The organism is Pseudomonas sp. TE24901 (assembly GCF_054058375.1).
In genome coordinates this window covers 247,706-269,260 of the sequence record NZ_JBSSAF010000002.1, presented here as the reverse complement: position 1 = coordinate 269,260, position 21,555 = coordinate 247,706, and the positions used below count along the sequence as shown (strand labels likewise).

17 protein-coding genes, 1 pseudogene and 1 riboswitch are annotated in these 21,555 nt (G+C 61.4%); of the genes and pseudogenes, 9 read left to right on the top strand and 9 right to left on the bottom strand.

Annotation, left to right across the window (positions count from 1 at the left end):
* Window positions 1–86: 86 nt before the first annotated feature.
* From ACVWVP_RS04960 to ACVWVP_RS04945, 4 genes are all read left to right on the top strand, one after another.
* Entirely contained in the window at window positions 87–1,898 is a 1,812-nt protein-coding gene (locus ACVWVP_RS04960; RefSeq protein WP_178922760.1) for a penicillin-binding protein activator, read from the top strand.
* On the top strand, window positions 1,898–2,269 hold the full coding sequence (locus ACVWVP_RS04955) for a YraN family protein (protein WP_259171935.1): 372 nt from the start codon (window positions 1,898–1,900) through the stop codon (window positions 2,267–2,269). Before ACVWVP_RS04960 ends, ACVWVP_RS04955 begins: the two co-directional genes overlap by 1 nt.
* A 92-nt stretch (window positions 2,270–2,361) precedes the next feature.
* Complete coding sequence (locus tag ACVWVP_RS04950; protein ID WP_024073509.1) at window positions 2,362–2,955, top strand: phosphoheptose isomerase; 594 nt, start codon at window positions 2,362–2,364, stop codon at window positions 2,953–2,955.
* A complete protein-coding gene (locus tag ACVWVP_RS04945) occupies window positions 2,952–3,533 on the top strand; it encodes a BON domain-containing protein (RefSeq protein WP_178922757.1) in 582 nt (193 codons plus the stop codon). The genes ACVWVP_RS04950 and ACVWVP_RS04945 overlap by 4 nt, the downstream gene beginning before the upstream one ends.
* Window positions 3,534–3,599: 66 nt before the next feature.
* Here the strand turns inward: ACVWVP_RS04945 and ACVWVP_RS04940 are convergent, their stop codons facing one another.
* From ACVWVP_RS04940 to ACVWVP_RS04910, 7 genes are all read right to left on the bottom strand, one after another.
* On the bottom strand, window positions 3,600–4,370 hold the full coding sequence (locus ACVWVP_RS04940) for an OmpA family protein (RefSeq protein ID WP_178922755.1): 771 nt from the start codon (window positions 4,368–4,370) through the stop codon (window positions 3,600–3,602).
* A gap of 232 nt (window positions 4,371–4,602) precedes the next feature.
* Window positions 4,603–5,247: an MBL fold metallo-hydrolase gene (locus ACVWVP_RS04935; protein ID WP_178922754.1), complete on the bottom strand. Its 645-nt coding sequence runs from the start codon at window positions 5,245–5,247 to the stop codon at window positions 4,603–4,605.
* Window positions 5,248–5,337: 90 nt separating this feature from the next.
* A complete protein-coding gene (locus ACVWVP_RS04930) occupies window positions 5,338–8,067 on the bottom strand; it encodes a LuxR C-terminal-related transcriptional regulator (RefSeq protein WP_457404560.1) in 2,730 nt (909 codons plus the stop codon).
* A gap of 256 nt (window positions 8,068–8,323) precedes the next feature.
* Window positions 8,324–9,688 carry a DUF1329 domain-containing protein gene (locus tag ACVWVP_RS04925; protein ID WP_178922750.1) on the bottom strand — a complete coding sequence of 455 codons (1,365 nt, stop codon included), beginning with the start codon at window positions 9,686–9,688 and terminating at the stop codon, window positions 8,324–8,326.
* 43 nt (window positions 9,689–9,731) lie between these two features.
* Entirely contained in the window at window positions 9,732–11,591 is a 1,860-nt protein-coding gene (locus ACVWVP_RS04920; protein ID WP_178922748.1) for a DUF1302 domain-containing protein, read from the bottom strand.
* Between the two features lie 333 nt (window positions 11,592–11,924).
* Window positions 11,925–13,607, bottom strand: coding sequence for a fatty acid--CoA ligase (locus tag ACVWVP_RS04915; protein WP_457404559.1), 1,683 nt, complete (start codon window positions 13,605–13,607; stop codon window positions 11,925–11,927).
* A gap of 265 nt (window positions 13,608–13,872) precedes the next feature.
* Window positions 13,873–14,505, bottom strand: a complete 633-nt coding sequence (locus ACVWVP_RS04910) for a LysE family translocator (RefSeq protein WP_176995052.1) — start codon at window positions 14,503–14,505, stop codon at window positions 13,873–13,875.
* An 84-nt stretch (window positions 14,506–14,589) separates the two neighbouring features.
* On the opposite strand from ACVWVP_RS04910, the gene ACVWVP_RS04905 reads away from it, so the two are divergent.
* The 3 genes from ACVWVP_RS04905 (at window position 14,590) to ACVWVP_RS04895 (ending at window position 17,429) form a co-directional block, all read left to right on the top strand.
* Window positions 14,590–15,555, top strand: coding sequence for a 2-hydroxyacid dehydrogenase (locus ACVWVP_RS04905; RefSeq protein WP_457404558.1), 966 nt, complete (start codon window positions 14,590–14,592; stop codon window positions 15,553–15,555).
* Between the two features lie 30 nt (window positions 15,556–15,585).
* Window positions 15,586–16,584 carry a methyltransferase gene (locus ACVWVP_RS04900; RefSeq protein WP_457404557.1) on the top strand — a complete coding sequence of 333 codons (999 nt, stop codon included), beginning with the start codon at window positions 15,586–15,588 and terminating at the stop codon, window positions 16,582–16,584.
* A 50-nt stretch (window positions 16,585–16,634) separates the two neighbouring features.
* Window positions 16,635–16,756: riboswitch (yybP-ykoY riboswitch) on the top strand.
* 88 nt (window positions 16,757–16,844) lie between these two features.
* Window positions 16,845–17,429 carry a TMEM165/GDT1 family protein gene (locus ACVWVP_RS04895; protein WP_101266603.1) on the top strand — a complete coding sequence of 195 codons (585 nt, stop codon included), beginning with the start codon at window positions 16,845–16,847 and terminating at the stop codon, window positions 17,427–17,429.
* A gap of 162 nt (window positions 17,430–17,591) precedes the next feature.
* On the opposite strand, the gene ACVWVP_RS04890 is transcribed toward ACVWVP_RS04895, so the two are convergent.
* A complete protein-coding gene (locus ACVWVP_RS04890) occupies window positions 17,592–18,410 on the bottom strand; it encodes a M48 family metallopeptidase (RefSeq protein WP_178922737.1) in 819 nt (272 codons plus the stop codon).
* A gap of 228 nt (window positions 18,411–18,638) precedes the next feature.
* On the opposite strand from ACVWVP_RS04890, the pseudogene ACVWVP_RS04885 reads away from it, so the two are divergent.
* Window positions 18,639–19,919, top strand: a pseudogene (locus ACVWVP_RS04885) (HAMP domain-containing protein); the annotation flags it as partial.
* A 15-nt stretch (window positions 19,920–19,934) separates the two neighbouring features.
* Window positions 19,935–20,777, top strand: a complete 843-nt coding sequence (locus ACVWVP_RS04880) for a methyl-accepting chemotaxis protein (protein WP_371262124.1) — start codon at window positions 19,935–19,937, stop codon at window positions 20,775–20,777.
* Window positions 20,778–20,902: 125 nt separating this feature from the next.
* Here ACVWVP_RS04880 and ACVWVP_RS04875 read toward each other — a convergent pair whose 3' ends face one another.
* A complete protein-coding gene (locus tag ACVWVP_RS04875) occupies window positions 20,903–21,523 on the bottom strand; it encodes an SOS response-associated peptidase (RefSeq protein ID WP_259171940.1) in 621 nt (206 codons plus the stop codon).
* Between the last annotated feature and the right edge of the window lie 32 nt (window positions 21,524–21,555).

Here is a 21,555-nt window from a genome sequence, read left to right as displayed (position 1 = left end):
CGACGGTTTCACGCCAGTAACATCGCGCCTGGGCCAGTGCTTGGGTACAATTCCACGCTAATTTGATCGGTATCAGGAACACTTACATGATCGCTTGCCTGCGGCTGCTCTCCGCCCTCTGCCTCGCTGCCTTGCTGGCCGCTTGCGCCAGCTCGCCCTCGTCCAGCCTTGGCGACCTTCCACGGACCCCGGATGCCAGTATCGAGCAACTGCTCGAACAGGCCACTACCGCCAAGACGCCAGAAAAGGCCGCCCTGTTGCGCCTGAGTGCGGCAGACATGGCCTACAAGCAGAACAATCCTGCCCGCTCCTCGCAGATCCTTGCACAGGTGCCGCTGGATGCTCTCAAGCCCGCCGCGCAAGTCTTTGCCAGCACCCTGGCTGCCGAGCTGGCCATGGCGCGCAACCAGCCCAAGGCTGCGTTGACTGCCCTGAGCCACCCGAGCCTGCAAAGCCTGCGTGACTTGCCGGCAGACCAGCAGGTACGTACCGGCACCGTGCATGCCCGCGCTTATGAAGCCGACGGCCAAACCCTGGCCGCCGCGCGCGAACGCGTAGCCATGGCCCCGCTGCTCAGCGGTGATGCGGCTAAAAACAACCATGAAGCCATCTGGGCGCTGATTGCCGCCCTGCCGGCCGAGCAGTTGCAAGCCAGTGGCAACCCGACCCTGGACGGTTGGATCACCCTGGCCCAGGCGGTTAAGGGTGCCGGTACCCTGGAACAGCAACAGGCCGCCATCGACACCTGGCGCGCGCAGAACCCGGGCCACCCGGCCGCAGTGGAACTGCCATTGCCGTTGACCAAACTCAAGGAGCTGGCCAGCCAGCCCCTGAACAAGATCGCCCTGCTGCTGCCACAGGACGGCCCGCTGGCCTCCGTCGGCAAAGCATTGCGTGAAGGCTTCATGGCCGCTCACTACCAGGCCGAACAAGCCGGGCAGAAGCCACCAGTCATCGAGTTCTTTGACAGCTCGCGCCTGACCTCCCTTGACGACTTCTACACCAAGGCCAAGGCTGCCGGCGTGCAACTGGTTGTCGGCCCGCTGGAGAAACCACTGGTCAAACAACTCGCTGCCCGCCCTCAGTTGCCGATCACCACCCTGGCCCTGAACTACAGCGAGACCGATCAGAACCCGGCGCAGCTGTTCCAGTTTGGCCTGGCCGCTGAAGACGAAGCCCGCGAAGTCTCGCGTCGTGCCCGCGCCGACGGCCTGCACCGCGCTGCCGCCATGGTGCCGCGTGGCGAGTGGGGCGAGCGTGTCTACAAGGCCTTCCGCCAGGATTGGGAAGCCAATGGCGGCACTGTCGTCGGCGTCGAGTACGTCGACCAGCCGGTGGCCCTCGCCCAGCAGATCGCCGACCTGTTCCAACTACGCAAAAGCGAAGGTCGCGCCAAGAGCCTGCAAAGCACGGTAGGTACCGACGTAGCAGCACAGCCGTCGCGTCGTCAGGACATCGAGTTCATCTTCCTGGCCGTGACCCCGCAACTGGCCCAGCAGATCAAGCCGACCCTGAACTTCCAGTACGCCGGTGATGTGCCTGTCTACGCGACCTCCCACGTGTTCAGCGCCAGCGGCGACAAGAACCAGTACCTGGACATGACCAACGTCATGTTCTGCGAAACCCCTTGGCTGCTCAGCACCACCGACCCGCTGCGCAACCAGGTCGCCGCACAATGGCCGCAAGCCAATGGAAGCCTGGGCCGCCTGTATGCGATGGGCGTCGATGCCTACCGCCTGGCGCCGCGCCTGGGCCAGCTCAAGGCACTGCCGGACACCCGCGTTGACGGCCTGTCGGGCAGCCTGGGCATCAACGCCAACCAGCGCGTTGATCGCCAGATGCCATGGGCGAAGTTCGTGGGCGGCGACATCCAGCGCCTGCCAGACACCCCGCGCTGATGCCCGAGCGGTCCAGCGCACAAAGCGGCAAGGATGCCGAACTACAAGCGCTGAAGCACTTGCAACAACAGGGTCTGCGCCTCCTGGCGCAGAACTGGTTGTGTAAACGCGGTGAGCTTGATCTGGTCATGCTTGACGGCGATACAGTAGTATTCGTCGAAGTCCGCTACAGAAAACACGCACAATGGGGTGGCGCGCTCGCCAGTATCGACGGGCGCAAGCGTCAGAAGCTGATACTCGCCGCGCAGTTTTTCCTGCAAAAAGAGCATCGCTGGGCTGATTCCCCCTGCCGTTTCGATGTGGTTGCCATAGAAAGCACACCGTCTGGTCAGGCTGATCTGAGTTGGCTCCAAGATGCCTTCGACAGCTGATTCACCGGGCACCTTCACCACACACTTTTGCTCTTTGCTTTGCGGGCTGCACATTCCTGTGCCAAACAGCCGCGCTACTTAAGGTCACACAGATGGACATGCAATCCCGAATTCGCCAGCTTTTCCAGGCCAGCATCGACACCAAGCAACAGGCGATGGACGTACTTGCACCGCACATCGAGCAAGCCAGTCAGGTCATGGTCAATGCCTTGCTCAACGAGGGCAAAATGCTTTCGTGCGGCAACGGCGGTTCGGCCGGCGATGCCCAGCACTTCTCCTCGGAGCTGCTCAACCGCTTCGAGCGCGAGCGCCCGAGCCTGCCCGCCATTGCCCTGACCACCGATTCCTCGACGATCACCTCGATCGCCAACGACTACAGCTACAACGAAATCTTCTCCAAGCAGATCCGCGCCTTGGGCCAACCCGGCGATGTATTGCTGGCGATCTCCACCAGCGGCAACTCGGCCAATATTATTCAGGCGATCCAGGCCGCACATGATCGAGAAATGATTGTCGTAGCATTGACCGGCCGCGATGGCGGCGGCATGGCGTCACTGCTGCTGCCAGAGGACGTGGAAATTCGCGTCCCGGCCACTGTCACCGCACGTATCCAGGAAGTCCACCTGCTGGCGATCCACTGCCTGTGCGATCTGATCGACAGCCAACTGTTTGGGAGTGAAGAATGACCGTTAACCGCCTCAGCCTTTTGGCCATCACCCTGTGCCTCGCTATCAGCGGCTGCAGCACGGCCATCACTGCAACACGTGACACCCCTATCCAGGACGACAAGGGCACTCGTACTTTCGGCAGCAAGATCGATGACTCGCTGATCGAAACCAAGGTTGAAGTCAACGTTGCCAAGGCTGCTACCGATCTGGGCAATGGCGCTTCGCGCATCGTGGTCACCAGCTTCAACGGCGTGGTGCTGCTGGCCGGCCAGACGCCGCGTGCCGACCTCAAGGCGCAGGCCGAACAAGCCGCCTCGACCGTGCAGCGCGTGAAGAAGGTGCACAACGAACTGCAGGTCATGGACCCGATCACGCTGCTGGCCATCAGCAACGATGCTTTGCTGACCACAAAGATCAAGGCGCAGATGCTGACCGACAACGCCATTCCCGGCTCGCGGATCAAAGTGATCACCGATAACGGCATCGTCTACATGATGGGCCTGCTGACCCAGGCAGAAGCCACCCGCGCCGCCAACCTGGTACAGGGCGTGTCGGGCGTGCAAAAGATCGTGAAGCTGTTCGAATACATCGACTGATACAGCCGAGCAATAAAAAAGGGCGCCGTGCATTGACTGCACGGCGCCCTTTTTAGTGGCCAGCGTTTACTGGTACTGCTGGTACGGGTTGCCCTGGAACTGGTTGTTCTGCTGTGGCGCCTGTTGCTGCTGTTGGGCAGGCTGGCCATATTGCTGACCAGGGATCGGACCCAGGTTCACCTCTACACGACGGTTCTGGGCACGGCCATTGACGTCGGCGTTGCTGGCGATCGGGTTATCCGGGCCGGCACCGCGTGCGCTCAGGTTGGTCGGGCTCACGCCTTGGGACGTCAGGTAGTTGGCCACGCTCTGCGCACGACGCTGGGACAGGTCCATGTTCAGTTGGCGGCTGCCGGTGCTGTCGGTGTAGCCGACGATCTGGATGGTGTTCTGGTTGAACTGCTTGAGCGAGTTGGCCAGGTTGTTCAGCGGCTGATAGAAGCTGCTGGAGATCGCGTCCGAGTTGGTAGCGAAGGTGATGTTACCCGGCATGATCAACTTGATCTGGTCACCCTGGCGCTGAACTTCAACCCCGGTGTTGGCCATGCTGGCCCGCAGTTTCTTTTCCTGCTGGTCGGCGTAGTAGCCATAACCCGCGCCACCCAGGCCGGCCACGGCGGCGCCAATGAGGGCACCCTTGCCACGGTTGTTATGGTCGATGGCGGCGCCGGCCAAACCACCGGCCAGTGCAGCCAGGCCGCCGTACTTCGCTGTGTTGCTGATACCCGATGAGCCGTTCGCCTGTCCTTGGCTGCCATCGTATGGATTAGGAGACGCACAGCCGGACAACAGGGCAACAGCCGTGGCAACGACAAGCAGACGACGCGAAGTGAACATGAAGGAAGCTCCTACTTTTGCATTCTGTGATGCAGAGGACATTGGCAATGGACCTGTGCCGAGCTTGGAACACGACAAACGGCAAAAATTCCCTGCCCGGCAGACCCCCGCTCCACAACAGGTGGGCACACTAAAACCCTAGCAGACGCTTCCTGAACGGTGATTGTCATTTTCTCTATAAGAGTCGTAGGACAGTCGCCTCTTGGTATCCGGAAAAACACCGAGTCGCGGCCTATGCCCGCACAAAAGGGTTCTCACGCATCTCATCGCCCAACCGCGTGTCCGGACCATGACCCGCCACGACCGTGGCGCCCTCATCCAACGTGTACAGGCGCTGCTTGATCGACCGCACGATAGTCGCCTGGTCCCCACCCCACAGGTCCGTTCGCCCCACGCCACGGCGAAACAGGGTGTCGCCGGCAATCAACAATTTGGCATCGGCAAACCAGAAGCTCATAGAGCCCGGTGTATGCCCTGGGGTATGCAGCGCCACGCCGCAGCCGCAGGCCAGTTCCTCTTCGTGCTCAAGCCAGCGATCCGGGGAAGGCACTGGCGTGTAGGGCACACGAAACATCTGGCATTGCATTTCCAGGTTATCCCAGAGGAATTGATCCTCCTTGTGCAGATGCAAGGTGGCACCGGTCTTCTCTTTCAACTGGCCGGACGCGAGGAAATGATCAAGGTGGGCATGGGTATGGATGATGCTCACCACCTTGAGGCCCAGCGCGTCGAGACGGGCCAGGATCAGTTCATGGTTGCCGCCCGGGTCGACCACGATGGCGTTTTTGGTGATCGGATCGCCAATGATGGTGCAGTTGCACTGCAACGGACCGACGGGGAAGGTTTCGCGAATAAGCGTCGGCAGTTCAGGTTGCATCAGAAGGCCTCAAGTGCGAGTGAATAGGCATTTTTCGGACGTTCTCGCCAGAATAATTGCACCAGTAAACCAGACTGGGCAGCCTCCTTCCTAGCCAATCAACCGCAACTCCTGCGCCCTTGCCACCGCCTGCGTGCGCCGCTCTACGCCCAGCTTGCTGTTGATATGGCTCGCATGGGTCTTCACCGTGTGCAGCGAAATGAACAACCGATTGCTGATCTCCTGGTTGGAACAGCCTTGCGCGATCAGCTGCAGCACCGCCAGTTCGCGGTTGCTCAAGGTTTCGTGGCCGGGTGAGGTTTCGACAACCGCAACCACCGGAAGCAGCCCCAACAGGCTTTGATTCAGCAAGCCATGGGGGTCTTTGCCCAACTGCTCGCGCATCCAGTCGGGGTGGCTCTCCAGCAAGCGCTGGAAGGGTTGCAGCGCACCACCGGCTCCCGCTTCAAGGGCCCGGGCCAGCACCGACCGCGCCTTGGCTTCCTGGCCGGTTTCGAGCAGCAGATGCGCCTGTTGGGTCAGCGCCATCAGGGCAATCATCTGGCGGCCGTCGTTGTGTGCCTGTTGGGCCAGCTCATCAAGCCGTTGCAGGGCGGCGGCAGGTTGATGGCGTGTGGCGTCCAGCGCGGCTTGCTGCAGGCCGATGTGTTGCGGCAGGTGCGGATGAAACTCCGGGGCCGCAGCGGCATGCTCGCCGTTGTAGGTCTGCCCCAACCGCGCCAGCCAGGCATCGGCCAGGTCGGTGCGGCCCTGGGCCAGCCACAGTTCGCATTTGATCAGGGTGATCATCGCCAGGTAGTAGATCGGCGGCACATCCCAGATATGCATCAGGCGCTCGGCTTCGGCGAGTTCGGCGAACGCCTTGGGAAAATCATTGCGCCGCCCTTCGAAGTTGGCGATGACGCAATGCCCGATCAGCACACTGATATCCCGGCAGGCACGCGCTTCGGCCAAGCCGGCACGCAAGCGCGCCAAGCCGGTTTCAGGCTGATAGCGCGCCAGCAGCAAATAACCTTCGTAGAGTGATAAGCGCGCACGCACGGCGTACAGCCGCTGGGGCGCCAGGCCATGCAAACGCTGCAGGCCCTGACGCACCTCATCGAGCGAGCGCAGGATTTCGCCCCGGGCCTGCAACACGCGGGCGCGGTCGTAATGGGCCAGGGCTTCGAACAACGGGTTGCCGACGCGCTGCGCCAGCTCCAGGGACTCGCGGTTCAGGCCACGGGCGCGCCACAGGTCGGCGTCGACAATGGCCAGGTTGGACAGCGTCGACAGGCACATCAGGCGCTGGCCGTAGCGCTTTTGCGGCAAGCTTTCCAGGGCCTCGCCGCAATAGCGCTGGGTCAGTTCGCGGTCGCCGCGCCCCCGGGCGATGATCCCGCTCAGTGCCAGCCACTGGGCCAGCATCGACTTTTGCGCGGTGGCCGACGGTGCCGGCAGGAAGCGACTGAGGTAGCCGGACAACTCTTCCGCCGCATCCAGCTGGCACGCCAGCCCCAGGGCCCAGCTGTAGAGCACGATCAAGCGCGGCGTGCTGATCAGCAGGCTGTCGGGCAAGTCCATCTTCCAGCGCAACAGCATGCCCACGTTCTGCTCGGCCAGCAATTGCTCTTCGGACAGGTTCTGAACCAGGTTCGCCGCCACGTCGAGATGACCGGCGCGCAACGCCTGCTCCACCGCTTCATCGATCAATCCCTGGGCGTTGAACCAGCGGCACGCTCGCAGGTGCAGGCTGGCCACCGGCAATGTGGCGTTTTTTGCGCGACGGGTGCGCAGCAAATCGGAAAACAGATGGTGATACCGGAACCAGTGGCCCTGCTCGTCCAGTGGCACCAGGAATACTTGATGTGCCTGAAGGTAGCGCAGGGTTTCGGCACTGTCGTGGGCATCGCGCACTGCGTCGCACAGTTCGGCGCAAAAACGTTCCTGGGGGGCGGTGTCGTAGAGGAACGCCTGGACTTCGGCAGGCAGGCAATCGATCACCTCTTCAAGCAGGTAATCGCGAATCAGCCCTTCCCCGCCGTGCAGGCTCTGCGGCAAGGCACCTTCATTGCCGGCCTCAGAGGCGGCCAGCAACCAGAAACGCAGGCCAGCCACCCATCCTTCACTGCGCCGGATCAGGTTATCCAGCGCCTCGCCGCGCAGTGAGTTGCTGTGCTGGTGCAATACGGCCAACGACTCATCGTGGGTCAGCCGCAGGTCTTGCTCGTGCAACTCCAGCAGATGCCGTGACAGGCGCAACCGCGCCAGGTGCCAATCCGGACGCTGGCGACTGGTGACCAGTACCACCAGGCCGTCGGGCAAATGATTGAGGAAAAACTGCAGGCAGCGATCCAATACCGGCCCCTGGGCCAGATGGTAGTCATCCAGTACCAGCAGCAACGGTGCGCGCGTGGAAAGGTGCAGCGTCAGCTCGTCTAGCAAGCCATCGAGCCATTCTTCAAAAGCAAACGGCTGGTGACGCTGGCGCATTTTCAGCAATCCCAGGGACTGGGCGCCGATCTGGGGGAAATATTGCTGCAGGCCGTCGAGCAGGCGTTCGAGGAAACGGCCAGGGTCGTTATCCCGGGGGCTCAGCCCCAGCCACAGGCTTTGCCAGTGGGCCGGCAGGCCCTGGCAGAACTCAACCGCCAACGAACTCTTGCCGAACCCCGCTGGCGCGCTGACCAGCAGCAAGCGCCCCTCCAGCCCCGCACTCAGGCGCTCGCACAGGCGAGGCCGCAGCACGTAGCCGTCAGGCAGCGGTGGCCTGAAAAAGCGTGCTTCCAGGGGCGGAATCACGACGCTTGCAGGCCCTGGGATTCGGGACAGATCAGTCATCGCCGGGCTCTTGTAGAAGGCTGTTGTCGGCATTGCAGATGTCCGCAGACTAGCGGTAAAAGCGGCGGGTTTGTAGATCTTTGCAACATTTGCCTGAAAAAGAACTGCGACAAAAAATCTCAACACAAACAAATGTGGGAGCTGGGCTTGCCCGCGATGCAGCCACCTCGGTCTGTCAGACCTACCGAGGTGATGCTATCGCAGGCAAGCCAGCTCCCACACAAGCCCAGCTTCTACATTGGCGAATTATCGCGGGTTAGCGGACGCCATCCTGGCGCAGGGCCGCCGGGGTGAAGTCGCTGGTGGTGGCGGTGAAGCCGAAGTCATAGGCCTGTTTCTCTTCGTTCTTCATGCCCAGGGCCAGGTAGCGGCCGGACTGCAGGTCGTAGAGGGTTTCCAGGGCGTACCACGGCACTTGCTTGTCGTAGTAGTTCTCGGCATGGGCTTCGGCGACGCGCCACAGTTGGCCACGGCCATCGTAATGGTCGATCACCGCGGCTTGCCAGGTGTCTTCGTCGATGAAGAAGTCACGCTTGGCGTAGATGTGACGCTGACCTTCCTTCAAGGTGGCGACCACGTGCCAGACGCGGCGCAACTCGTAACGCGCCAGGTCCTGGTTGATGTGACCGGCCTTGATGATGTCGGCGTACTTGAGCTTCGGATCGTCGATCTTGTAGCTGTTGGAGGCGATGTAGATTTCTTTCTTGCCTTCCAGCTTCCAGTCGTAGCGGTCCGGTGCGCCGTTGTACATGTCGAGGTTGTCGGAAGTACGCAGGCCGTCGGCGGCAGTACCCGGGCCATCATACGACACTTGCGGCGCCCGGCGCACACGGCGCTGGCCGGCGTTGTAGACCCACGCCGAACGCGGCTCCTTCACCTGGTCCAGGGTTTCGTGCACCAGCAGCACGCCACCGGCCAGGCGGGCCGGCGCGGTCACTTGCTGCTTGAAGTAGAACAGCACGTTGCCCGGGTTTTTCGGGTCAAAGTCTTTCATCTTGTCGCGGAACACGAACTGGTCTTTGAAATACACCAGGCTGAAGGAGCCGTTGGTTTGCGGCGTGGCCTGGGTTACCAGGCGGGTTACGCTGCCACCGCGATAACGGGTGATGTGGTTCCAGATGACCTCCACGCCGCTTTTTGGAATCGGGAACGGTACGGCGGTTTCGAAATTCTCCAGGCCGTTGCCGCCCGACACCAGGTTAGTGGTGGTGGCGTTCTTCTTGATGGCCGCGAACACATCCGCCGGCACGGTGGCGCCGCGATGGGTCGGGTAGACCGGCATCTTGAAGGTGTCCGGGTAGCGCTTGAACATTGCGTACTGCCCCGGCGCCAGCTTGTCTTTGTACTGTTCGACGTTTGCCGCGGTGATGGTGAACTGCGGTTGTTCACTGGCGTAAGGGTTGGCCAGGAAACCACGGGCGTCGACAGCGCCAGCGTTGGTCGGCAGCGGCGACCACTTCGGAATGGTGCCCGCCGCGTTACCGGCCATTTCAGCGCCCATCGGCGTCAGGGTCGTGCCCAGCTTGGCGGCTTCATCCGCCGACACTGCCGCCATGACGTTGCTCGCCAGGATCGACAGCCCAAGCACACCCACGTGCAACAGACTTTTGGTTATTTTCATGTTCTGGTCTTCCTGAAATACAGACTGCAAAAAGAGTGTGTGCTTAGAAGTTCACGCCGAAGCTCAGGGCGACAAAGTCGCGGTCATTCACGGTGCTGTAGTCGCCGCCGAAGAAGTTGGTGTAGTTCAGGCTGGCGGTGTAGGTGTTCTGGTATTCCGCATCCAGACCCAGGCTGACCGCTTTACGACCTTCTTCGAAGTTGGCACCAGGACCTGGCGAATAACCCTTGACGTCATGGGACCAGGCAACGCTCGGCTTGAGGTTCACACCGGCGAACACATCCGGGTATTCCCAGATGGCACGACCACGGTAGCCCCACGAGGTGGACGTGGTGAAACCGTCGTTGTTGCAGTTGGCGGAGACGTTGCTGGCATCGGCTCCCGGGCCTGCACCGGCGACAGTCCGCCCGTTGAGCGTCGGGCAGAAACCATTGGGCAAGGTGCCAGGGCCGAACACTGGATCGCGGCCATAACGCACATCATTTTTGCTTTCCAGGCCACCCACGTGAGTAACCCCGACTTCGCCCACCAGCGTAAGGCGGCTGGCGCCCATGACCTGATCGAAGAAGTGCGTAAAGGTCGTCTGGAACTGGGTGATTTCCTTGCGGTTGTAGCCGTGGAGCAGTTGGCCCGGCGAGCCTTTGATGATCGACGCATCACCCAGGCCTGGCAAAGGCGTAACACCGGCATACAGGATGTCAGTGGAGCTGATTTGAACCGGCGCATTCGGGCGATAGCTCAACTCACCACTCCAGGCGGTGCCGGTAGGTAGCGTGGTGGAGAAACTCAGGCCATAGAGGCGAATATCTTCCGGGTATTCCATGAAGTACCGGGAGTTACCCGCCACGACCAACGGTGCCAATTGGCCCAACGGTGCCGCACTGTTGAACGCCGCCTGGGAAGCCGCTTGCGCGCTGAAGATCGGCGCACGGCTGTGGTAGTTCATGAAGTACGCGCCGAACTCGGTGTCCAGTGGTTCGAAGTTGTAATGCAGCGCCGCGCCCCACTGGCCGCTGTCACGCGCATCGTCGTCGCCACCGCGACGCACCAAGACGCCTTCGTTGTTGATGTCTACGCCACGGGCAGCCAGTGCCGGCAGGAATGCCGTCGGGATGGTCGAGCGCTTGTTCAAGACACGCAGGTTGTTGTTGCAACCGTCGGACACGATATCGGGCTGCGAGAAGAACGTGCCGCAGTTGTCGGTCACCGTCTGGTCCCATTCCAGCTGGTAAAACGCCTCGGCCGACAGGTTGTCGGTGAGGGTTTGCGACACATAGAACATGTTGACCGGAATCAGGCCTTCCTTGATCTCGGCCCCCGGGCGACGGAATGCGGACACGTCGATCGGGTTGATGGAGTTGATGCCGCCGCCGATGAAGGTACTTTCACCCCAGCTCACCACCTGCTTGCCGAAACGCACGTTGCCCGGCAAATCGGCAATGTTGTAGTTGTGGTAGATGAACGCGTCGAGGATCTGCCCGCCAGAAGACTTGGCGCCTTCCTTGCGGTTGTTGTCGCTGATGTCCTTGAACGGACGGCTTTCGTCCTTGAGTTCGAAGTCGTACCAGTACTTGCCGCGCACAAACACGCCGGTGTCGCCGTATTTCAGTTCCAGGTCATGAATGCCCTTGAAGATCTTCGAGAACGTCTCCCCGCGCTTGAAGTTCAAGTGGCCGTCATCGGAGGTCTGGGACAGGCCCTTGCCGCCGTTGTTGACCCCGATCAGATCCTGGTTGGGTTTGGCCGTCGACCAGCTCGCCCCCACCGACAGGGAGGAGTCAAAGCTGCCTTCGATTTCACCGATGTTGAAACTGACGCCGAATGCGGGCCCGGCGAGCGTAGAAGCGAGACTGACGGCCAAGGGCAGTCTTGCCCGGCGCCAGAACTGGTTTACTGAGGTCATCGACGCTACTCCATGTGCATTATTGTTATGGCAGTGAGCTTTTTCTTACAGATGCATGTAACGGCCGGAATACAACGATTCCAATGCCGGACGGCAACCGAGCCCCCATGGCCCGAAGCGCAACATCCTTGAAAAACTCTGGGAAGGACTATAGCCAGCAGGGGGTATCGCTTGATCCCTCTAAAGTGTGATTTGCATCACCGACCCGTCTGCCGCAACCCTTTCGCCATGCCGACAAAGGTCGGCGGGGCAAGGATGGCTGAAAATCGGCAAATCACAAGTGAAGGCGCCAGATAGAGCATTGCCGCGCCCGAACGGGCGCGGCGGAAAGCATCACAGGGTGGACAGGAACGTACTGTTGTTGGCCTGCCATTCGATGATGTCGATGCGGATACGTTTTTTGTCGAGCTTTCCTACGCTGGTCTTGGGAATTTCAGTAACAACCGCGATCTGGCTCGGAATCGCCCACTTGCTCAGGTGGCCCAATTCAACGAAGGGCTTGAGGTGTTCCTTGAGCTCCCGCGCACCTATCACATGGCCATCACGCACCACCAGCAAGGCAAACGGACGCTCGCCCCACTGCGGATCGGCAATGCCCACCACCGCTACTTCGCGTACCGCCGGGTGTCGGCTGACCAGGTCTTCCAGGGCCAGGGACGAGATCCACTCCCCGCCCGTCTTGATCACATCCTTGATGCGGTCACGGATATCGATCACGCCAAATGCATCCAACGTGGCCACGTCACCGGTGTGCATCCAGCCGCCTTCCCACAGCTCGGCGCCCTTCTGAGGCTCGTTGAAATAACCTTCGCTGAGCCACGGCGCCCGCAGTACCAGCTCGCCCTGGGACTCGCCATCAGCAGGCAGGAAGTTGCCGTCAGCGTCGATGATTGCCGCCTCCACCAGCGGCCCGGGCACACCGGCCTTGATGCGGTAGGTGGTGCGTTCATCCTCGGTGCCGGCCATCAGCTCTTCATTGAGGTGGGCACAGGACACCAGCGGCCCGGTCTCGGACATACCGTACGCGGCCGTCAGCTGAATCCCACGGGCCTTGGAGGCTTCGTACAAGGTCCGATTGAGCGCACTGCCGCCAATCACGATTTTCCAACCGCCAAAATCCACGCCCTGGGCTGCCTTGGCATTGAGCACCATCTGCAGGATGGTCGGCACGCAGTGGGAAAACGTGACCTTTTCCTTGCGCCACAGCTCCACTAGGTACTCGGGGTCGTAGCGGCCGGGGTAGACCTGCTTCAAGCCAAGCATGGTCGCCACATACGGCAGGCCCCAGGCGTGTACGTGGAACATAGGCGTGATCGGCATGTACACGTCGTTGGTGCCCAACAGGCGCACGCTGTCGACGCTGCCCATGATCGTCGCCACGCCCATGGTGTGCAGGACCAGTTGGCGGTGGGTGAAGTACACGCCCTTGGGGTTGCCGGTGGTGCCAGTGGTGTAGAAGGTGGTGGCGACCGAGTTTTCGTCAAAATCCTGGAAGTCGTACGAGGGGCTGGCGGCGGACAGCAGGGTTTCGTACTCGCCCACCAGGCCTGGCAGCTCGGCGGTCTTGGCGTCACCGTCGGTGAGCAGCAAGGTCTTGTCGACGGTCGTCAGGTGCCCGGCAATCGCCTGGTAGAGCCCCACGAACTCGCTGTTGACCAGCACGAAGCGGTCTTCGGCGTGGTTCATGGTGTAGAGGATCTGTTCCGGCGACAGGCGCACGTTGATGGTGTGGATCACCGCGCCGATCATCGGGATGGCGAACATGCATTCGAGGTAGCGATGGCTGTCCCAATCCATCACTGCCACGGTATCGCCGGCCTTCACCCCGGCCTCGGTCAGCACATTGGCCAGTCGGGCCACCCGCTCGATCAGGGTGGGGTAGGTGTAGCGCAGTTTGTCGCGGTAGATGATTTCCCGGGTTTTCTCGTAGCGGGTCCCGGACATCAACAGGCGTTTGATCAACAGCGGGTATTGGTACGCGCCTTCGGCGGGTGGGATAACACGGGTCTGCAACATACGAATCCCTTATCTGACTGCACGGTCTTGGCTTGAAGACTTGCACTTTAGAGACCTTATGTTTCAGCCAAATCAGCCAAAGGAATGATTTGCAGCGCCCAATGAATGCTAGCTTTGAGCCATTACCGATACCTTACACAGATCCAATGTGGGAGCGGGCTTGCTCGCGAATGCGGTGTGTCAGGCAATACCTTCATTGCTGATCCACCGTATTCGCGAGCAAGCCCGCTCCCACATTTGGACTGTGCTCATCCAGAGATATCGTTTACTTCATGCTGGTAAACGCCAGCTTCACCCCAATCGCAATCAGCACCGCGCCCATGGTGCGGTCAAACCAGTGGCCCATGCGGGCAAAGCCGGCGCGCACGCGCTGCTGGCTGAACAGCATGGCCACCAGGCAGAACCACAGCGCTGTCGCCACCGCCAGGTACACGCCGTAACCGGCCTGGATCGCCAGCGGGGTGTGCGGGTTGATCACCACCGTGAACAGCGACAGGAAGAACAGCGTGGCCTTGGGATTCAAGCCGTTGGTCACGAAGCCTGCGGTAAACGCGCCGCGCGGGGTGCGCTCGCCCGCTTCGCGGTGCAACTCGCCTTCGACCGGTGGTTTGGCGGGCTGCGCACGCAGGGCCTTGAAGCCGATGTACAGCAGGTACGCCGCGGCCGCCCATTTGAGTGCGTTGAACAGCACGATGGACTGGGACACGATCAAGCCAATGCCAAGCAACGAGTAACCCACATGCAGAAAAATCGCCGACCCCACACCCAGGGCTGTCCAGGTTCCGGCGCGACGGCCGTGGGTCACACTTTCACGCACCACCACGGCGAAATCCGGGCCGGGGCTGGCCACCGCCAACAAGTGAATCAAGGCTACGGTCAAAAACTCGGCGACGTACATGCTCACTCCATTAAGTAACTGATTATTTCATCTGATAGGCTCCGGAGATTACGCCTTCAAACCCTGTCGCAAAAGGTACAGTTGATGACGAACAATCGCCGTGCGGTCTTCCTTGATCACCCTTCCCTGGACCTGGGGGACCTTGACCTCAGCGAGCTGCGAGACAGCTTCAGCGAGTTGCAGTTGTACACGGATACCACGCCACAGAACGTGGTTGAACGGGTGCAAGGCGCCCACGTCGTCATCAGCAACAAGATCGCCCTCAGCACCGACACCCTGGCGGCCTGCCCGGAACTCAAGCTGATCCTGGTGTCGGCCACCGGCACCAACAACGTCGACCTCGACGCCGCCCGCGCGCACGGCATCACCGTGAGCAATTGCCAGGGCTACGGCACGCCGTCGGTGGCGCAGCACACGCTCATGCTGTTGCTCAACCTGGCCACGCGCTTGAAGGACTACCAGCGGGATGTCAGCGCCGGCAAATGGCAACAAGCCAAGCAGTTCTGCCTGCTGGACCACCCGATTGTCGAGTTGGAAGGCAAGACCCTCGGCCTGCTCGGCCACGGCGAGTTGGGCGGCGCGGTAGCGCGCCTGGCTGAGGCCTTCGGCATGCGCGTGCTGCTCGGTGCGATTCCGGGGCGCCCTGCCCGCGCCGATCGCGTGCCGTTGGATGAGTTGCTGGCCCAAGTGGACGCGCTGACCCTGCACTGCCCGCTCAACGAACACACCCGCGACTTTATCGGCGCCCGTGAACTGGCGTTGCTCAAGCCTGGCGCGTTTGTGGTCAATACCGCACGCGGCGGCTTGATCAACGAACAGGCGCTGGCCGATGCGTTGCGCAGCGGTCACCTGGGCGGCGCGGCCACCGATGTGCTGAGCGTGGAGCCGCCGGTCAATGGCAACCCACTGCTGGCCGACGACATCCCCCGACTGATCGTCACCCCGCACAACGCCTGGGGCAGTCGCGAAGCACGTCAGCGCATCGTCGGCCAACTGGCGGAAAACGCCCGGGGCTTTTTCAGCGGCGCACCGTTGCGCGTCGTGAGTTGATAAACTGCGCCCCTTTTCAAGGAGCAGACCATGGATCCGCGCAGTGAAGTACTGCTTCGTCAGGCCGAACTTTTTCAAGGCAACCTGCTGCTGGTCGGGTTGCCTGCCGACGACTTGCTGGGCCGCCTGCCCAATGCCCACGGCTGGAGCTGGCACGCGGGCGACCAGGCAGCCCTGGACGCACGCTTCCCCGAGCGCAGCCAATTCGGCGTAAACGTGCCCGACCGTGCGTTCGATGCCGCCGTGATTTTCCTGCCCAAATCCAAGGACCTCACCGACTACCTGCTCAACGCCGTGGCCGCACGCCTGCCCGGCGCCGAGCTGTTTCTGGTAGGGGAGAAAAAGGCCGGCATCGAAAGCGCCGCCAAACAGATGATCCCGTTTGGCAAGCCACGCAAGCTGGATAACGCGCGGCACTGCCAGTTGTGGCAAGTCACCGTGGCCAATGCCCCGCACGCGGTCGAACTGGAAAGCCTGGCCCAGGTGTTCGATGTGCCGCTGGCCGAAGGCCCCCTCAAGGTGGTCAGCCTGCCCGGCGTGTTCAGCCACGGGCGACTGGATCGCGGCACCGAATTGCTGTTGGAACACTTGGACAAGCTGCCCAGCGGCCACCTGTTGGACTTCGGTTGCGGCGCCGGCGTGCTGGGGGCTGCGGTCAAACGTCGCTACCCGCACAACAGCGTGACCCTGCTCGATGTGGATGCCTTCGCCGCCGCCAGCAGCCGCCTGACGCTGGCTGCCAATGGTCTGGAAGCCGAGGTGCTGACCGGTGACGGAATCGACGCCGCGCCAATGGGTTTGAACGCGATTTTGAGCAACCCGCCGTTCCATGTCGGGGTGCACACGGATTATTTCGCTACGGAAAATCTGCTGCGAAAAGCGGCGAAACACCTGGCAAAAGGCGGCGAACTTCGCCTGGTTGCCAACAGCTTCCTCAAGTACCAACCGCTGATCGAAGAGCATCTGGGCGTGTGCGCAATCAAGGCCGAAGGCAATGGTTTCCGCATTTACCGTGCCAAGCGCGGCTGACGGGCGTTTGAAAAAGAAGGCTTGCCGAATGGGTTTTGCCTAGGCAGAATCCGCTCCGTCCTAGGGGAGTAGTCTCCCACGAGCGCCACGCTCGTCCGGCATACGTCAACATACTTGGTCAGCAGACCATGGCGTATGCGACCCAGGAGTCCGCACAGACGGACCGGGGTTTGACAAGACCTATGACACGCACACCTTACCCGGGGCGGGAAGGCTGTACGTGTCATAGCCGTGTCGACCCGCCCCTGGAAACCTACCTGATGCTGGATTCATTACTCGTACCTACCGCAATCGTTGCCTTGGCCGAAATCGGCGACAAGACGCAACTGCTCGCGCTCATCCTTGCCGCACGCTTTCGCAAGCCCTGGCCGATCATCGCCGGCATCGTCGCCGCGACCCTGGCCAACCATGCGGCGGCCGGTGCCGTGGGGGCCTGGTTCGGAAGCTTCTTCTCGGATGCGGTGCTGCATTGGATCCTCGCGGCGAGTTTCTGCGCCACGGCCTTGTGGACCCTGGTACCCGACAAGCTCGACGATGACGAAGCCAGCACCACGCGCAAATTCGGGCCGTTCCTGACCACGTTGATTGCGTTCTTCCTGGCGGAAATCGGTGACAAGACGCAGATCGCTACGGTGATGCTGGCGGCGCAGTACCCGGAGTTGTGGCTGGTGATCATCGGCACCACCCTGGGCATGCTGATTGCCAACGTGCCGGTGGTATTGGCGGGGAATTTCGCGGCGGAGAAACTGCCGCTGACCTTGATTCGCCGACTGGCAGCCACGGCGTTCTTTATCCTGGCCGTGGTGGCGGTGTACAAGGCCATGCAGAGCAGCGGCTGGATCTAGATCTGTAAACCCAATCCAATGTGGGAGCTGGCTTGTCGGGTCGCCGCATCGCTGCGATGCAGGCGACTCGGTCTAACAGATGAACCGAGCCGATGCTATCGCAGCGGTGCGGCGATCCGACAAGCCAGCTCCCACATTTGGATCATCAGCGAACCTGGAGCATCAGGATTTTTTGGCCTGCTGGTACAGCGGCATCACTTTTGGAATCGCGGCTTGCAACGAAGCGATTCGGCTGTCGGAAGCCGGGTGTGTGCTCATGAACTCAGGAGGCGCGCCTTCCGAAGCCTTGGCCATCTTGTTCCACAAGGTAATCGCTGCATTCGGGTTGTAGCCGGCACGAGCGGACAACTCCAAACCAATCAAGTCAGCTTCGTTTTCATTGGCGCGACTGTTGGGCAAGGTCATGCCGTACTGAACGGCTGCATCACCGAGTGCCATGCTGTTCTGACCCAGGCCAAAGATCGCGGCAGCACCCTGCTTGGCCATCTCGATACCGTATGCCTTGGACATGGCTTCACGGCTGTGCTCGCGCAAGGCGTGGGCGATTTCATGGCCCATTACCGCCGCCAACTCATCATCGGTCAGCTTGAGCGTTTCGATCAGCCCGCTATAGACAAAAATCTTGCCGCCTGGCCCGCAGTTGGCGTTGATCTCGTCACTCTTGATCAAGTTCACTTCCCATTGCCATTGCGCCGCATCCGGGCGGAAAGCCGGCACCTGGACAATCAAACGCTTGGCAATGGCCTGCACGCGTTTGGCATTGGCACTGGTCTTGTCGACAACGCCCTTGCCACTGGCCTCAGTCAACGTCTTTTGGTAGGACTGCGCGTACATCTGGTCGACTTCCTGGCTCGACAACATGCTGTACATATATTGCTTGCGCTCAACGCCTACTGCGCCGCCACTGGTGGTGTTGACCGCCTGGCAACCCGCCATGAGCAACGCCGCAACCAAACCACTTACCGCCCAAGACTTCTTCATGAACACGCTCCCTGAAAACATGCCGCGTATCGTAGGCGGTCAATTGTATTGGCGCCAGATACACCAGACGTGTAACCGCTGGATTTCGGATACATCCCACACCTTCACTGCGGCAGCGAAAGTCTCATTTGCGACACCCCGCACTATTTTGTAGGACAAGCCTTAAGCCTCCCGACCCCGTGGCCGATACAAAAAAGCAGCCAATCTCCCCCTGCGTCCGGAGCGTTCATGAAATTCAAGTCGATTCAGTTTTCTGTCGCGGCACTGACCGGGGCCATCGTGCTGAGCGTGGTCGCAGTACTGGTGCTCTACGCCTTGTTTGCCGGCGCACGCACCCAGGAAATGGTGCAGGAACGCACCCAGACGCAGTTCGAGCAAATCATCGAACAACGCCTCACCACCCTGGCGCAAACCCAGGCCACGCTGATCCAGCGTGAGTTGGAAGCGCCCCTGGTGACGGCCAAGGGCCTGGCCACCACCAATGCCCTGCTCGGCATGAAAGACGCCAAGGGCGAGCCGGCCCTGCAGATCGGCCGCGAACAGCTGATCGGCCTGCTGCATGAAACCGTGGTGCGCAACCCGAAGATCCTCGGCGCCTACATCGGCTGGGAACCCAACGCGATCGACCACAACGACGCCTCCTACATCAACAGCCCCATCGTCGGCATGGCCGCCGACGGCCGCTTCCTGCCGTGGTGGTACCGCAACGCCGATGGCAGCCTGGGCCTGGACAAGCTGGCCGACGTCAACGACCAGAACATCCTCTCCACCGGCGTGCGCGCCAGTGAGTACTACCTGTGTTCCAAGGAAACCAAGAAACCCTGCGCCATCGACCCCGCCCCTTATAAGGTGGGCAACGCCATGGTGATGCTGGCCTCGTTTATCGAACCGATCATGATCGATGGCACCTTCCAGGGCATCGTCGGCGCCGATCTGTCGGTGAACTTCATCCAGGAAATGCTCACCCGCGCCGACCAGAACCTCTACAACGGCGCTGGCGAACTGGCCCTGATCTCCAGCAACGGACGCCTGGTGGCCTATACCAAGGACGCCAGCAAGCTCGGTGAAAAAGCCTCCGACCTGCTCGACAGCAACGAACTGGCCAACCTCAGCCAACTGAAAGTCGGCGAAGTGCGCTACGACATCGACAAGGCACACGGGCACATCGAACTGTTCCTGCCGTTTAACATCGGCCAGGCCGAAGCCCGCTGGACCCTGATGCTGCAACTGCCGCTCAGCGCGGTGATGGCCGACTCGCAGAAGCTGCAAAGCGACCTGCAAGCCCAACGCAAGACCGACACCTTCGGCATGGCCATGGTCGGCCTGCTGATCGCCGGCATCGGCTTGCTGGTGATCTGGCTGGTGGGCCACGGTATCGCCCGCCCGCTCAAACAAATGGTGGCCATGCTCAACGATATCGCCCAGGGCGAAGGTGACCTGACCCGCCGCCTGACCAGCGATCGCGCCGATGAGCTGGGCGCGATTGCCAGCGGCTTCAATACCTTCCTGATCAAGCTTCAGGGCATGATCACCCAAGTGGTGAGTTCGGTGCAGAAGGTCAGCGACTCGTCGGAACATACCGCCGACATCGCGATTCGCACCAACCAGGGCGTGCATAAACAGATGGTGGAGATCGACCAGGTCGCGACCGCCGTGCATGAGATGACCGCCACTGCGCAAGACGTAGCACGCAATGCCACCCAGGCCGCTCAGGCCGCCAGCCATGCCGACCAGGCGGCGAGCCAGGGCATGCGCATCGTGCGCGACACCTCCACCTCCATCGGCGCCCTCGCCGAGGAAATCGGCAAGGCAGTGGGCGTGGTGCAAACCCTGGCCAAAGACAGCGAGAACATCAACGCCATCCTCACCGCGATCCGTGGGATTGCCGAGCAGACCAACCTGCTGGCGCTCAACGCCGCCATCGAGGCGGCGCGGGCCGGCGAGCAGGGCCGTGGTTTTGCCGTGGTGGCTGATGAAGTGCGCAACCTGGCGCAGAAAACCCAGAAGGCCACCGAAGAAATCCAGACCATGATCCAGCAGCTGCAACAAGGCACGCGGGACGTGGTGCGGGTGATGGAAGACAGCCAGAACCGCACCGATGAAAGCGTGCAACACGCGGCCAAGGCGGCCGAGGCGCTGGAGACGATCACTCAGGCGGTGTCGGTGATCAACGACATGAACACCCAGATCGCCAGCGCGGCTGAGGAGCAAAGCGCAGTGGCCGAGGACATCAACCGCAACGTGATCAATATCGGCCAAGTGGCCAATGAAGTGGCGGGCGGCGCGGATGAGTCCAGTGCGGCCAGTGCGGATTTGACCAAGTTGGCGGAGCAGCAGCGGCGGCTGATCAACCAGTTCAAAGTTTAAAGAGCTGCGGCGTTCATCAGGCCGCCTTCGCGAGCAAGCCCGCTCCCACATTTTGATCTGTGAACGCCTTCAAAATGTGGGAGCGGGCTTGCTCGCGAAGAGGCCAGAACAGACAACAGAGAAATTCAAGCCGGGGTCAGGCACTCCGGCCCATTGAGCTTGGGATCATTGACCATATTGGCCAACACCCGTTCGCGCAATGCGAAGGGCTCACTTGCCAGCAACGCTTGCAGCGCATGCAGCGGTGTCTCCGGGTTCAACCAGGCCTCCTGCCCCGCCGCATCCAGGATCAGCGGCCGCCGCTGGTTCTGCGCCGGCTGCGTCACCACCGCCGTGCTCAGCCACACTTGCTCCTGCACCGGGTAGGCTTCCCAGATCGCCGCAAAAAACAGCGTGGAGCCCTCCCCCGGGGTCAGCCAATACGGGCGCTTGCGCTGGGTACCGCGCCATTCGTAGAAGCCATTGGCGGGCAGCAGGCAACGGCGCTGGCGAAAGGCTTCGCGAAACATCGGTTGTTCGGCCAGGGTTTCGGCACGAGCGTGGGCGGGCGTGCGGGAAAGGTCCGTCAGCCACGGCGGCGTGAGGCCCCAGCGTGCACGGGCCAGGGTGCGCTGGCCGTCGATGGCGCGCTGAATCAGCACCGAATCATTCGGAGAAATATTCCACTGGGCCTGCTGGTCGGCCGGAAAGCCCGGCAAGGCGGCAAAGGCAGGGTTCCAGCGAAACAGGGCATAACGTCCACACATGGGGCAACACGACTCTTGGGTAAACCGAACAA